Raw genomic sequence first — 13,659 nt, 5'->3', positions numbered from 1 at the left:
TCGCAGCCTCAAACAGTCGCATCTTTTAACATTATTTTAACTCAGCGTACCAGTTTGCTCTGTTCTCTGTTTTGAGGTTGCGAAGCCCATCACTAAAATAATCTCATCCTGAGATCGGCAATAAAAAACGACCCGAAGACGTAAGCCGTCGGGTCGTAAGAGAGTCTGCTATCTGTCTATTCCGTCAGGATAGTTTGTACCTGTGCTGGCCCGGTATTGTAGTAACCGAACGGCGGCGGTCCCCAGTATCCACCATGGCGACTACCGCGTGGTGGACCGTACCAAATCCACGGATCGATCGGCTGTGGTGGCGAAACAATTTGCTGGGTCAGATGCCAGCGCTGGTAACCGGTCACATCGACAGTAATAAAGTTATACGACGCCTGGCCGACTTCCCCTTTCTCGGTGCCTTTTATCGGCCCGACCACGGTCACAATCTGATTGTTAAAGTCGATGGGATCGACGAACCCTTTGATATCGGCATAAATACGGCCAATAGACGGCGTCCCTAAGATCGGTCTGGCGGTGTCATCAAGACGCTGAGCGGCAATTTCCAGCCGGGTCATACCATCTTTATTCACCACTTTGACCACTTTCCCGCCGAAGCGAGATTCCTGACCGACATAGATTTGCGGCGCGTTCATCACCCGCACCAAATCCTGCTGTGGGGTGGGAGACGTGCCTTTCACCGAATCTGGCACGCTCATGCAGCCAGAAAGCAGTGCAGAGGCCAGTAACAGACTACCTAACTGCAATAAAACGCGTTTACGCATAAAGTTCTCCAGGATACTGATTACTCTGACTGCTTCCCTGATAAATAGTTGCCCGGATTACTCGCGGCCCGGCAATTTTTTCCATGTCACTTCATTACGCAAATAGGTCGGTTCAGCCTGTTCCACCGCCACCATTCGACCCGCGGCGTAAGCCAGGGCGGCCAGCGGTAACATATCTTCCGCGCAAGGCAGTTCGACGTCCGTAGCGGTAAGCTCCAGCCCGCTGTTTTCGGCCAGCTGCGGCCAGGCTTTCCAACCGGTTCCTACCATCGCCCAACGCCCGGTCAGCGCGGCCATTCTGGCTTGCGCGGCTTCTGGTTTCAGCACGGCTTCGGTTTCTGCACCCTGCCAGTCGCCCTGTGCGTCACGCTGATACTCGGCCCAATACACTTCACCCATGCGGGCATCAATGGCCGCCAACACGCGCGTCGCGCCGTGCAGACGCCAGGCACTTTGTGCCATGGTTTTCAGCGTGGAAACGCCGATCATCGGCAGTTCTGCACCAAACGCCAGGCCCTGCGCGATGCCGATGCCGATACGGACGCCGGTAAAGCTGCCCGGCCCCTGACCAAAGGCCAGCGCGTTTAACTCCGCAAGCCTGGTGTTTTCTTGCTGAAGCAATGCCTGCACCATCGGCAAAATACGCTGGGTGTGCTCACGGGCACACAGCTCAAAATGGGCCGTGACGTTTTCATCATTCAGCAACGCAACTGAACAGGCTTCGGTAGCCGTATCAATCGCTAAAATACGCGGGGACATACACACCTCTGGCGGGATAGATTTTTCGGCGCGCAGCATAGCACAGTGCGCCACAGATTACTGTTGTGCCGACGGTTTAAGAAATTCAACCGCCTGCTGAATATCGCGCGTTCTGGGGGTCGGAGGCAGGCTGTTGAGGAACACTGCGCCATAAGGACGCATCACCAGCCGGTTATCGCAGATCACCAGCACGCCCCGATCGTCCACATCGCGGATCAATCGACCCACACCCTGTTTCAGGGTGATCACCGCGTCAGGAAGCTGCACCTCATCAAAAGGATCGCCGCCGCGCAGCTTGCAGTCTTCCATGCGCGCTTTCAACAGCGGGTCATCCGGCGAGGTAAACGGCAGCTTATCGATGATCACCAGCGACAGCACGTCGCCGCGCACGTCCACGCCTTCCCAGAAGCTGCTGGTCGCCACCAGCAAGGCGTTGCCGGCAGCAACAAACTGCTTCAGCAACTGACCTTTACTGGTTTCCCCCTGCAGTAGCACCGGCAGCGTTAACATCGCACGGAACTGTTCAGCCAGATCGCGCATCATCTGGTGCGACGTGCAGAGGAAGAAGCAGCGGCCATTATTGGCTTCAATTAACGGTAGCAGCATCCGCGCCATCTGCTTTGCCCCACCCGGTTGATTGGGTGACGGCAGATTGCGCGGCACGCAGAGGAGTGCCTGGCTGGCGAAATCAAACGGGCTCTCGAGGATCATCGTTTTCGCACTGCTGACGCCAAGGCGCTCAACAAAATGCGTCATCTTCTCGTTTACCGCCAGCGTGGCGGAGGTAAATATCCAGCTTGCCGGACGTTCGTCCATCACTTCGCGAAAACGATCTGATACTGAGAGCGGCGTCAGCGCCAGAATAAAGTGGCGGGAATTGCATTCGTACCAATAGCTGAAACCCGGTTGCGTGACGTCTTTCAGACGCTTCAGACGTCCCCGGTAAAGGGCCGCGCGGTCAAAGGCGGCGTCCAGCAGCGCAGAACGCCCCAACGACATTTTTGCCACGTCATAACAAAGCTCCAGCGCATCATCCAGCAGCAACAGCGCACGCTGAATGTTGGGATTGTTCATGATATCGCGCAGATTACCGCGGAAGCCGGGGTCGCCCAGCGCCAGGCGGAAATCCTGTGCGCTTTGTGATAATCGGTCGGCGGATTTTTGCAGCTGCTGAACGTCACGCACTTCGGTGCGGTAGGCAATCGTGATGTCTTTCGCCAAATCGATAAGCTGTTTGCTGGAGAGCTGCTGGCCAAAATACTGGCTGGCAATGTCCGGGACCTGGTGGGCTTCATCGAAGATCATCACGTCGGCTTCCGGGATCAGTTCAGCAAAACCACTCTCTTTCACCACCATATCCGCCAGAAAGAGGTGATGGTTAACCACCACCACATCGGCATCCATCGCTTTGCGACGGGCTTTCACCACAAAACAGTCTTTATACACCGGGCAATCGCTGCCCAGACAGTTGTCATTGGTGCTGGTGACCATCGGCCAGATGGTACTGTCTTCCGCGACACCGCCGCAGGTGCTGATATCGCCATCGACCGTTTCACTGGACCAGCCGCGCAGATGGACCAGATCGCTCATCGCCTGCACGGCCAACTCGCCGCCGACCATCGACTGCTGCTCCAGCCGCTCCAGGCAGAGGTAGTTCGATCGCCCCTTTAACAGCGCGACCTGCCCTTTGAATTTCAGCGCTCTTGCGACGGTAGGAAGATCGCGACTGTAGAGCTGATCCTGCAACGCTTTCGATCCGGTGGAGATGATCACTTTTTTACCGGATCGCAGCGCCGGCGCCAGATACGCGTAGGTTTTCCCGGTGCCGGTTCCCGCCTCTACCACCAGTTCATGCTTATTTTCGATAGCTTCACTGACCGCCTGCGCCATCTGTCGCTGCGGTTCACGCGGTTTGAATCCTGGGATTGCCAGCGCCAGCGCGCCATCTGCTGCAAAATCGTCTGCCACACGTCCTCACTACGTTTTAGAAAACACTGTAATTATGTCAGTATCCGCGCCCACGCTCCACCCTTTAGGTGACGGCCAGTCAAATGCTGTGCCTCGCGCCTGGCTGTTGGGCACATAAAAGGAATTAACCTGCTCATTGTATTGACCTTTACGTTCGGCGATTCTATTTTGAATGTCAGTCAGCGCGCTGGTTTTCCTGATAATTTAACCGTGGAGGGGCTATGTCAGACGAAGAAAGAATTAAAAAGCTTGAGGAGACCGTCAACAGGTTGAACGTTGAGACCCTGGTGCTGAGGGAAATTCTTGGGCAGCAAATCGCGCTCAACAATCTTAACTACAAGGGTAAATTTGATGACGTTCTCGAGGCGCTGGCAAAAGAGTATGCCAGCCGAGGGCTGGAGGAAGGCAGCAACCGTGAGATCCACGACACGATCCGCCAGTACATCAAATATCAGGATCCCGCTGTCGATTGATACCGGTTCCGACCAGGCCGCTTCATGCGGCCTGCCAGTTTAACGAGTCCCTACGTTGTTGGAAAAGGCCCTGTTCAAGCAGCCTTATAAAAGCTTATTTAGGGCAACACCTCAGGCACTTAATTGCCCCAGGCCGTCTTTTTATCGCAACATTCAACGCATCATTGCTGGTGTAAAATGTTCCCAGAAAAAGTCTGTCGTTTATAATCCGCGTCATGTCCATGCAACCCGTCTTATGCACAACTCTCCTCGCTCTTGGTCCGTTTAAGGTTTCCAGATAGTAGTAATCGCCCATGATTTTTCCTGATGTTACGGAGTCCGTAAGCCGACAGTAACAGTCAGGGTGTGAATTGTTTTAACCTGCGTCATGAAAGCCATACATTCGGATATGTCTTTAGCGGGATGGGTTACGCTGACGTGGCTTAAGGCCATTTGTCTCAGCATGTTAAGCGGAATGATGATATTTTTAACCAGAATGTTCCAAATATGCCCTGCAGCGATGCGAAGCGTGGCACCAATGATGAGTAAGGTATTAAAATGTCGAAAGAAATCACAAGAGTTGAGCCTGTAGAGCACCGCATGTCCGAAGCGGTGATCCACAATGACACCGTCTATTACACCAGCGTGCCGGAAAATCTGGATGAAGACGCGGAAGCGCAGACCGCCAATGCTCTGGCGGTGATTGACAGTCTTCTGACCCGCGTGGGTTCAGATAAGAGCAAAATTCTTGATGCGACGATTTTCCTGGTGCACAAAGAGGATTTTCAGGCGATGAACCGTGCCTGGGATGCCTGGGTTTCACCCGGTAATGCCCCCGTGCGCTGCACCGTTCAGGCTAACCTGATGAACCCGAAGTATCTGGTCGAAATCAAAATTATTGCGGCTCTGTAAGCCGTTGGCAGGCGGTGTCTAAGGCTTAAACAGCGCCTGTCGTCCTTCCGCTGAAGGAAAAACGCAACGCACATCATGCGCACAGCCGGCGACTATCGCCAGGGTGTGTGGTCGGGCAGGTTTCAATACATCCCGATCGTAGCGGGCGTAATTCTCTCCGCGTTCCAGCCTCGACGCGCCCTGTGCCATCGCCGCACACGACTTATCCAGTATCCGCCAGTAGCGCCCTTTTCCTTTTCCCCGATCGTCACTCCCTTCAAGATAGCGAACCTCTGCGGAACGATAACGGTCTCTCGCCTTGATGGGATTGTCCGGCAGCCAGGCCGGCAGATTGTGCATGCCGTATTTATAATCGCTTACGGCAGGACAGGCGTCCGCATTTAAAGCATCAAAATAGAGCCAGCTTCCTGGATCGGCCACCACATAGCGCAGCGTCACGCCTGCGGGAGGATGGGAAAAGGCGATGTAGTGCTGCACAAACTGGCCACCGGCTGAAAAACCCGCCACGGTGATTTCGCTCAGAGCCGGCCAACGCTGTTTAAGATCGCCGATAGTCTCATCCAATGCGCTAAAGGCCGACAGGTTCCCGGCGTTATCCTTTCCGCCATCTAACCAGGAATGACAATTCCACAGCGCGTCTTCCGGTAAAGCCTCAGGCAGGCCGTCCGAGTGACAATGGCTGGCATCCGTGCTGGATACCTGGAAAAGCGGAGCAACAATGGCGATGTTTTTGGCGTCTGGTGTATTTCTGGCTGCTTGCGCAGCCGCGGTGAGCGTGTTGCCCACGTCACGAGGATGACCGTGCACGACAATCAACGCCCGGGTCACCTGGCCACCGGCAGGCGCGAGCGTGAAGTAATGGAAGTTGCCCGCGTTCTCAGTCAGTGCAAAGGTGTGTTCGCGGGCGCTGGCAGGCCACGCCTGCGGGGCCGCTAATGCTTGCGGGATGACGGGTATCCAGCAAGCCAGCAGCACCATCAGCCGCGAAAGCGTTTTACCGACTGTTCGCAGCAGGCGCATTAATAGTTTTCGTCTTCTTCGTCTTCGTCGCCGTAATCCTGATTGATCTCTTCATCTTCATTGTTGTCTTCATCATCGTCGTCATCGAATGAAGCGGTGATCATTTCGCCGGTGTGGTTTTCACGGATTTCGGCAGCAACCAGTTGGATTGCCTGCCCGCTACTCATGCCTTCAGACATCAGCTGCTGGATGCGTTCAACGGCCTGTTGCTGCTGCTCATAGGACAGCGAAGGTAAACCTGTAATCATATCCACTCCTGGTCGTGCGCGCGGCGTATTCCACGCGCAACAAACAGATGCCAGCAGCAAAAAAATATGCCAGGCTTAACGCCTGTTATTGGTCTGGTTTGCTGAATCATCATGTCACCTGTCTGTTATCCCCTTAAGTATACGCCGGAAGCCCTTGGGAATCTGTTTGGTTTTGTTGCTCATCAACCCTGGGCGATGCTGCTGCATTCAGGTTTTGCCGATCACAGCGATAACCGCTTCGATATTATGGTGGCCGATCCGCTCACCACGCTGATTACGCAAGGGAAAACCACCCGTATCCAGCACGGCGATGGCGTGGAAACCAGTGAAGACGATCCGCTCAGCTTGCTGGATCAGACGCTCAAACAGAGTGGATTGCAGGCCGAAGAACACCCGGATTTTCCTTTTCAGGGCGGTGCGTTAGGGTTATTTGGTTACGATTTAGGCCGCCGTTTTGAGCAACTGCCGCAAGTGGCATTACAGGATTTACAGACGCCGGACATGGCTGTCGGCATTTATGACTGGGCGCTCATCGCCGACCACCATCTGCAGGCACTGACCTTAATTGTGCATGGTGATGGGGAAAACCGCCTCAACTGGCTGAACGCCTTGAGCGCAGGTAAACCCACCACGCCCTTCCGTCTGACCAGCCCGTGGCGTTCCAATCTGACGCGGGAAGAGTACGGTGAGAAATTCCGCCGTGTTCAGCAGTGGTTACACAGCGGTGACTGTTATCAAATCAACCTTGCTCAGCGTTTCCAGGCCAGCTACAGCGGTGATGAGTGGCAGGCGTTCAAACGGTTGAATGAGCAGAACCGTGCGCCTTTCAGCGCTTTCCTGCGCCTGCCTGGCAGCGCCATTCTCAGCCTGTCACCGGAGCGCTTCCTGAAAATGACCGGCGACAGCATTGAAACCCGGCCGATCAAAGGCACGTTGCCGAGGCTCAGCGATCCCGAGGCCGATCGTTTACAGGCGGAGAAGCTGGCAAATTCGCCTAAGGACCGCGCGGAAAACGTGATGATTGTTGACCTGCTGCGCAACGATATTGGTCGCGTTGCCCAGCCTGGCAGCGTTGCCGTGCCGGAACTGTTTGTGGTCGAACCTTTCCCGGCGGTACATCATCTGGTCAGCACCATCACCGCCAGACTGAAACCGGCGTTAAGCGCCTGCGATCTGCTACGCGCCTGTTTCCCCGGCGGCTCAATTACCGGCGCGCCGAAGGTCAGAGCGATGGAAATCATCGATGAGCTGGAACCGCACCGACGGAATGCCTGGTGTGGCAGCATTGGCTATCTCAGCGTGTGCGGCAAGATGGACACCAGTATTACCATTCGCACGCTGACCGCCGAACAGGGAAACCTCTACTGCACGGCTGGCGGCGGGATCGTCGCAGACAGTCAGGAGCAGGCTGAATACCAGGAGACGTTCGATAAGGTAATGCGGATTCTACCCTGTCTGGAGCAAGCGGATGTCTGATGCGCACCTGACGCTCAACGATTTTCTCAGTCGGTTTATGCTGCAACGACCCGATGTGACCTCAAATCAACTGCCCACCCGCCGGGCTGCCGTATTGGTGCCAATCGTCGATCGCCCCCGCCCGACCCTGTTGCTCACCCGACGCTCCGCCACATTGCGTAAGCATGCCGGTCAGGTGGCATTTCCCGGTGGAATGATGGACCCGGAAGATCCTTCTTTAATTGCCACCGCGCTTCGTGAGGCGCAGGAAGAAGTGGCTATTCAACCGGACAGCGTGCGGGTGGTGGGCGTTTTGCCCGCCGTGACCAGCAGCACCGGTTTTCAGGTAACGCCGGTCGTCGGCATACTTTCGCCGTCGCTCGACTGGCATCCTAATGAAGACGAAGTTGAATCCCTGTTTGAGATGCCGTTGCAGGAAGCGTTACGGCTTGGCCGCTATTCACCCCTGGATATCCAGCGCTATGGCACGTCGCATCGCGTCTGGCTCTCCTGGTTTGAAGACTATTTTATCTGGGGGATGACCGCCGGGATCATTCGTCAGTTGAGTCTGCAGGTGGCAAACCACGCCCGAACTGACTAATTTTCCGACACAACGGCTACACAATCCCCCTCAGGCAGTTTTTTTCACCAACCTGGCGCACATTCTTCGCGTCAAATCACTGCACAACGCGCGGGAATCATTTATATTGCACCGCATTAACACCGCAAGATGTGCGTGCAACGGCCAGCCACTATTTTTGCCCTAGCTGTAATTGGGCAAATATCAGCCGCAATACCAACTGGACCCGCTTCTGTCATCACATTTTAGTCTGATAATGATTAGTTAATTTCATGCGATCATTCGTCTCAGGATGATTACTATTAAAGCAGTATTTTACCGAACTTCAGGCTCAGTTAAGGAGCGTAGTGTGATTAGCGTTTTCGACATGTTTAAAATCGGCATTGGTCCTTCCAGTTCCCACACCGTGGGGCCGATGAAAGCCGGTAAACTGTTTGTCGACGATTTAGTTGCTAACGGCATGTTGGATAGCGTGACGCGCGTTGCCGTGGACGTTTATGGCTCTCTCTCCCTGACCGGCAAAGGTCACCATACCGATATCGCCATTATTATGGGGCTCTCCGGCGCCTCGCCGGAAAGCGTCGATATCGATGGCATTCCCGCGTTTATCCGCGATGTCGAACAGCGTCAGCGCCTGTTGCTGGCGAATGGCCGCCATGAAGTCGACTTCCCACGGGAAGGTGGCATGGTATTCCGCAGCGATAATCTGTCGCTGCATGAAAACGGCATGCGGATCACTGCGCTGGCGGGCGACAACGCCATTTTCAGCAAAACCTATTATTCCATCGGCGGCGGTTTTATCGTTGATGAAGAGCACTTCGGCCAGTCAACGCTGGATGAAGTGACCGTGCCCTATGCGTTCAACTCCGCCAAAGAGATGCTGGATCACTGCCATCATACCGGGCTGTCTCTCTCCGGCATGATTATGAAGAACGAGCTGGCGCTGCACAGCCGTGCCGAGATCGAAGCCTATTTCACTGATATCTGGCAGAGCATGCGTGACTGTATCGATCGCGGCCTGAATACCGAGGGCGTGTTACCGGGTCCGCTGCGCGTGCCTCGTCGTGCTTCTGCCCTGCGCCGTCTGCTGGTCTCTTCCGATAAGCTGTCTAAAGACCCGATGAACGTGATCGACTGGGTCAACATGTTTGCGCTGGCGGTAAACGAAGAGAATGCGGCGGGCGGTCGCGTGGTCACCGCACCGACTAACGGTGCCTGTGGCATCGTGCCTGCCGTGCTGGCCTACTACGATCATTTTATTGAGCCGGTCAGCCCGGATATCTTTATCCGCTATTTCCTTGCCTGCGGTGCCGTGGGTATCCTTTATAAAATGAACGCCTCTATTTCCGGCGCGGAAGTCGGTTGCCAGGGCGAAGTCGGTGTCGCCTGCTCAATGGCCGCTGCCGGTCTGGCTGAACTGCTGGGTGCCAGCCCGGAGCAGGTTTGCGTGGCGGCCGAAATTGGCATGGAACATAACCTGGGGCTGACCTGTGATCCGGTGGCAGGCCAGGTTCAGGTTCCCTGCATAGAGCGCAATGCCATTGCTTCGGTTAAAGCGATCAACTCTGCGCGTATGGCGATGCGCCGTACCAGTGAAGCCCGCGTGTCATTAGATAAAGTGATTGAAACCATGTATGAAACGGGCAAGGACATGAATGCCAAATACCGTGAAACGTCTCGCGGTGGTCTGGCAATTAAGGTTCAGTGTGACTGATTCCAATCAGCTGCTGCCCCGCTGATTTTCGGTGCCGCCATTCCGGCGGCACTTTTACGCGTTTCGCTAAAAAAATTTCTTTCCCCCGCTATCCGATATTGCCGGAAACCGCTAGAGTGTTCAGGCGAATAAAGCAGGATAAGTGACTGTTTTACTTAATTCTGCTTTTATCACTTCTAAGACTAAACTTAATTTTTCATTTGCCGATAACAACGATTCGGTCTCTGTGTGCGCGTCTTGATCTAAGGGTGGTTACTGATGCAAATGTCCCAGGAAGTTTTCGGACAGTTTCGCCGTAAGCGATTATTAATCGCTGTGGTGGTTGCCGCGTTGGTGCTCATTCTTACGTTGACCTTCCGTTTTATGGAAGAAAAAGGGCGGAATGAGCAGCATTCGCGTACGTTTGCGGACAATGCAATTCAACGTTTCGATCGACTGTTTTCCCCGCTCGATGTGGCGGCCAACAATACGCTTGGCCTGGTCGGCTTGCCTTGCGAACAGATCCGCTTCCCGCTGATTGAAAAGCTGGCATCGTTACAAACCGTGCGTTCCATTGTGCTGGTGGATAACGACGAGATGTATTGCTCCAGCATCTTTGGCAGAAGCAGTCTCTCCTTTAGTCAGTTCTATCCTGAGTTGGCGGTAAATAACCAGCGGATGATCCTCAGCACCGATGAACATTTGCTGAAGGGATCGCCTATCATGCTGCTTTGGACGCCTCACGATAACAACAACCGTTCCGGGATCCTGCAAATCATCAATATCGAGATGATGAGCACCTATTTGCTTGAGCCAACGCTGCCATGGGTTGAACGCGCGGTGATCAATGTTAGCGGCAAAAGTCTCGAATACGGTAACCCGATGATTGAAGAGGCCTTACCGTCCGACGATGAAGTCAGCTATGAGAAGGCGTCTCTGCGCTACCCGTTCTCAATCACCCTTTTCGGTCCGTCGCCGACTCGCCTGGCGCTGTCGACCTTGCCATCCCAGTTACCTCTGGCGCTGCTGTTAAGCCTGTTGATGGGCTATATCGTCTGGCTGGCAACCGCCAACCGTATGAGCCTTTCCTGGCAAATCAGTTACGGCATTACCGCCCGGGAATTTATGGTCTATTGCCAGCCGCTGATCAATTCAAAGACCGGCGATTGTGATGGTATAGAGCTGCTGCTTCGCTGGCACAATCCACGTCAGGGCTGGATCCCGCCGGATGTGTTTATCCCAATGGCAGAAAGGCAGAATCTTATCGCGCCCCTGACCCGCTTTGTGCTGCGTGAAATCGTGCGCCATTTGCCGCAGATGCCGAACTGCCCCACGTTCCATATCGCGATAAACGTTGCCGCCAGCCATTTCCATAACCGCGAGATTATTGACGATCTGCAAAGCCTGTGGTGGCCAGCCAATCCGGTGCCGCAGCTGGTGGTAGAGCTGACCGAACGTGATTCGCTGCCAGAAATGGATCAACGCGTGGTTTCCCATCTGCATAAGATTGGCGTGAAGCTGGCAATTGACGACTTCGGCACCGGACACAGCTCGCTGTCATACCTGAAAACATTGAGCCCGGATGTGCTGAAGATCGATAAAGTCTTTACCGCGGCGATTGGCACCGATGCCATCAATGCGACGGTAACGGATATGGTGATCTCTCTGGCCCAGCGCCTGAATATCAGCCTGGTGGCTGAAGGCGTGGAAACGGCTGAGCAGGCGGAATATCTGCGGGAGAAAGGCGTGGATGTCTTGCAGGGGTATTTCTATGCGCGTCCGATGCCGTTAGGCGACTTCCCGGAATGGCTGAGCCAACACAAGTTGTCTCTTACAGCCTGAGTGTCAAAGGGGGGGATCCTTCCCCCCTGTTCTCAACGATTACTCGTCTTCATCTTCTTCATGACGTTCCCGCGCCCGAGTCACACGCACCAGATCGATACGGTAATCCGTCGCTTCGATAATCTGGAAGCTGACGGGCGGTAACTCAATCACTTCACCGGCAACCGGCAACTGCCCTTTCTGCGCGATCAGCAGACCGGCCAGCGAGGCATGATCGTCTTCCGGATTGACCAGCACCTGGGTGTTCAGCAGCTGTTGCAGCGAGTGCAAATCCGTTCCGCCCTTCACCAGCCAGCCGTCACCGTCAGCAATAATGTCCGGGGTTTCATCTTCATCCGGGAACTCACCGGCAATGGCTTCCAGCACGTCCAGCGGCGTAATCAACCCCTGCACGACGCCAAATTCACTGGTGACCACCACGAAGCTGCCCTTCGCTCTGCGTAACACGCCCAGCAGATTTATCGGGTCCAGCGTTTCCGGCACGATGATTGGCGGCGTGGCGGCAGCGAAGGTTGCCACGTCAATGCCGTGATCCAATGCCACCAGCAGCTCTTTCGCACGCACCACGCCGATAATTTCATCCAGCTCTCCACGGCAAACCGGGAACAGGCTGTGCGGCGTATCCAGCAGCTGCATGCGCACTTCGTCCAGCGGACGATTGGCATCAACCCAGGAGATTTCACCCCGCGGCGTCATGATGCTGCGCACCGAGCGCGAGGCCAGCGTCAGCACGCCGTTAATCATGTAGCGCTCTTCGTCCTTAAACGCTTCCTGCGGCATGATGGCAGCCACTTCACTGCCTTCCGCACTGACGTTTTCCTGGCCACGACGGCCGCCCATCAGACGAAGGATCGCTTCTGCCGTGCGCTCACGCATCGGCTTTCGCGCCTGATGACGCATAAAGTTAACCCGTGCAATCTGGTTAAACAGCTCAATCAGGATAGAGAAGCCAATCGCTGCGTACAGGTAGCCTTTCGGAATATGGAAACCAAACCCTTCTGCAACCAGGCTCAGACCAATCATCAACAGGAAGCTCAGGCACAGTACTACCACCGTTGGATGCTGGTTGACGAAGTTGGTCAGCGGTTTCGAGGCCAACAGCATCACGCCCATGGCAATCACTACCGCCGTCATCATAATCGCCAGGTTGTTCACCATACCGACAGCGGTAATCACCGCATCAAGCGAGAAGACGGCATCGAGGATCACAATCTGGACCACAACCGCCCAGAAGCTGGCGTAGCCTTTGTTGCCATCCCCTTCATGCTCACGGTTTTCGAGCCGTTCGTGCAATTCCATGGTGGCTTTGAATAACAGGAATATCCCGCCTGCCAACAGGATCAAATCCCTGCCGGCAAAGCTGAAGTCACCTACACTGAACAACGGACGGGTTAACGTCACCATCCAGGAAATCAGTGACAGTAAGCCCAGGCGCATGACCAGCGCCAGCGAGAGTCCGATCAGCCGGGCCTTATCACGCTGCTTCGGCGGCAGTTTTTCCGCCAGAATGGCAATAAAGACCAAGTTATCAATACCCAGGACGATTTCGAGCACGACCAGCGTCAGCAGACCGGCCCAGATCGAGGGGTCTAAAAGAAATTCCATTACAGACTCCGGAAACAGGTACGGGAAAGCGCAGCAGGCGTTCGAACGGACACGATGCGGACATTAACGCAGAGGGGATGAATATTGTCGTCAGAGGACAAGGTAAAACTGGCCGGTTGAACCGGTGAGGTGATTAAGCGACGTCGGTGACAGTCCATAGGGAGGGCTGAGGCCCGTTACTCCTGTGTTAAATAAGGATCACTACTGTAAACAGGCACCTGCACTTCGTCAAAATATTTTATTACATTTACATTCAAAGTCTGCTTTTCGTGCTGCTCTTTTGAGCGATAGCGCTTAAGCGGGCACCCAGCATCTAAATAGCTGAGCACGGTCACATAATTTATTTTTTCGC

General features: G+C 54.7%; 12 protein-coding genes. 6 read left to right on the top strand and 6 right to left on the bottom strand.

The genetic code is table 11. The annotated features are described in order from the left end of the window. Positions 1–176 precede the first annotated feature (176 nt). The 3 genes from ACXKZG_RS10260 to yoaA are packed head-to-tail and all read right to left on the bottom strand — an operon-like array spanning position 177 to position 3,500. On the bottom strand, positions 177–773 hold the full coding sequence (locus ACXKZG_RS10260) for a Slp family lipoprotein (protein ID WP_013202464.1): 597 nt from the start codon (positions 771–773) through the stop codon (positions 177–179). Positions 774–830: 57 nt separating this feature from the next. Continuing rightward, positions 831–1,532: a tRNA (adenosine(37)-N6)-threonylcarbamoyltransferase complex dimerization subunit type 1 TsaB gene (gene tsaB / locus ACXKZG_RS10255; protein ID WP_209215452.1), complete on the bottom strand. Its 702-nt coding sequence runs from the start codon at positions 1,530–1,532 to the stop codon at positions 831–833. 57 nt (positions 1,533–1,589) lie between these two features. Further along, positions 1,590–3,500, bottom strand: coding sequence for a DNA repair helicase YoaA (yoaA, locus tag ACXKZG_RS10250; RefSeq protein WP_013202466.1), 1,911 nt, complete (start codon positions 3,498–3,500; stop codon positions 1,590–1,592). 221 nt (positions 3,501–3,721) lie between these two features. On the opposite strand from yoaA, the gene ACXKZG_RS10245 reads away from it, so the two are divergent. Next, complete coding sequence (locus ACXKZG_RS10245) at positions 3,722–3,973, top strand: hypothetical protein (protein ID WP_471720053.1); 252 nt, start codon at positions 3,722–3,724, stop codon at positions 3,971–3,973. A 537-nt stretch (positions 3,974–4,510) separates the two neighbouring features. Then, positions 4,511–4,864 (top strand): RidA family protein, encoded by a 354-nt coding sequence (locus tag ACXKZG_RS10240; protein WP_013202468.1) that lies wholly within the window; start codon positions 4,511–4,513, stop codon positions 4,862–4,864. An 18-nt stretch (positions 4,865–4,882) separates the two neighbouring features. On the opposite strand, the gene ACXKZG_RS10235 is transcribed toward ACXKZG_RS10240, so the two are convergent. Both ACXKZG_RS10235 and ACXKZG_RS10230 read right to left on the bottom strand, forming a co-directional pair. Continuing rightward, the gene (locus tag ACXKZG_RS10235; RefSeq protein WP_488876159.1) at positions 4,883–5,884 is read right to left on the bottom strand and encodes a hypothetical protein; all 1,002 of its coding nucleotides are present in this window, start codon (positions 5,882–5,884) and stop codon (positions 4,883–4,885) included. Beyond that, positions 5,884–6,132 carry a YoaH family protein gene (locus tag ACXKZG_RS10230; RefSeq protein WP_013202470.1) on the bottom strand — a complete coding sequence of 83 codons (249 nt, stop codon included), beginning with the start codon at positions 6,130–6,132 and terminating at the stop codon, positions 5,884–5,886. The genes ACXKZG_RS10235 and ACXKZG_RS10230 overlap by 1 nt, the downstream gene beginning before the upstream one ends. A gap of 111 nt (positions 6,133–6,243) precedes the next feature. On the opposite strand from ACXKZG_RS10230, the gene pabB reads away from it, so the two are divergent. The 4 genes from pabB to ACXKZG_RS10210 all read left to right on the top strand — a co-directional run bounded on the left by pabB (position 6,244) and on the right by ACXKZG_RS10210 (position 11,702). Beyond that, the gene (gene pabB / locus ACXKZG_RS10225) at positions 6,244–7,608 is read left to right on the top strand and encodes an aminodeoxychorismate synthase component 1 (protein WP_013202471.1); all 1,365 of its coding nucleotides are present in this window, start codon (positions 6,244–6,246) and stop codon (positions 7,606–7,608) included. Further along, positions 7,601–8,188 carry a CoA pyrophosphatase gene (locus tag ACXKZG_RS10220; protein WP_488876158.1) on the top strand — a complete coding sequence of 196 codons (588 nt, stop codon included), beginning with the start codon at positions 7,601–7,603 and terminating at the stop codon, positions 8,186–8,188. Before pabB ends, ACXKZG_RS10220 begins: the two co-directional genes overlap by 8 nt. Before the next feature lie 328 nt (positions 8,189–8,516). After that, positions 8,517–9,881, top strand: a complete 1,365-nt coding sequence (locus ACXKZG_RS10215; protein WP_488876157.1) for an L-serine ammonia-lyase — start codon at positions 8,517–8,519, stop codon at positions 9,879–9,881. Between the two features lie 258 nt (positions 9,882–10,139). Next, the gene (locus ACXKZG_RS10210; protein WP_134824287.1) at positions 10,140–11,702 is read left to right on the top strand and encodes an EAL domain-containing protein; all 1,563 of its coding nucleotides are present in this window, start codon (positions 10,140–10,142) and stop codon (positions 11,700–11,702) included. 39 nt (positions 11,703–11,741) lie between these two features. Here the strand turns inward: ACXKZG_RS10210 and ACXKZG_RS10205 are convergent, their stop codons facing one another. Continuing rightward, entirely contained in the window at positions 11,742–13,307 is a 1,566-nt protein-coding gene (locus ACXKZG_RS10205) for a TerC family protein (protein ID WP_013202475.1), read from the bottom strand. Positions 13,308–13,659 lie beyond the last annotated feature (352 nt).

It is taken from the genome of Erwinia sp. 2186, assembly GCF_057812255.1.
The sequence above is the reverse complement of the archived record's forward strand: the minus strand, read 5'-3'. Positions and strand labels throughout refer to the sequence as shown.

What these genes read in the sequence shown, in the direction of transcription:
- ACXKZG_RS10240 (WP_013202468.1), top strand. Translation starts at nt 4,511, where the DNA reads ATGTCGAAAGAAATCACAAGAGTTGAGCCTGTAGAGCACCGCATGTCC.
- ACXKZG_RS10220 (WP_488876158.1), top strand. Translation starts at nt 7,601, where the DNA reads ATGTCTGATGCGCACCTGACGCTCAACGATTTTCTCAGTCGGTTTATG.
- ACXKZG_RS10260 (WP_013202464.1), bottom strand. Translation starts at nt 773, where the DNA reads ATGCGTAAACGCGTTTTATTGCAGTTAGGTAGTCTGTTACTGGCCTCT.
- ACXKZG_RS10210 (WP_134824287.1), top strand. Translation starts at nt 10,140, where the DNA reads ATGCAAATGTCCCAGGAAGTTTTCGGACAGTTTCGCCGTAAGCGATTA.
- ACXKZG_RS10235 (WP_488876159.1), bottom strand. Translation starts at nt 5,884, where the DNA reads ATGCGCCTGCTGCGAACAGTCGGTAAAACGCTTTCGCGGCTGATGGTG.
- ACXKZG_RS10245 (WP_471720053.1), top strand. Translation starts at nt 3,722, where the DNA reads ATGTCAGACGAAGAAAGAATTAAAAAGCTTGAGGAGACCGTCAACAGG.
- tsaB (WP_209215452.1), bottom strand. Translation starts at nt 1,532, where the DNA reads ATGTCCCCGCGTATTTTAGCGATTGATACGGCTACCGAAGCCTGTTCA.
- ACXKZG_RS10205 (WP_013202475.1), bottom strand. Translation starts at nt 13,307, where the DNA reads ATGGAATTTCTTTTAGACCCCTCGATCTGGGCCGGTCTGCTGACGCTG.
- pabB (WP_013202471.1), top strand. Translation starts at nt 6,244, where the DNA reads ATGTCACCTGTCTGTTATCCCCTTAAGTATACGCCGGAAGCCCTTGGG.
- ACXKZG_RS10230 (WP_013202470.1), bottom strand. Translation starts at nt 6,132, where the DNA reads ATGATTACAGGTTTACCTTCGCTGTCCTATGAGCAGCAGCAACAGGCC.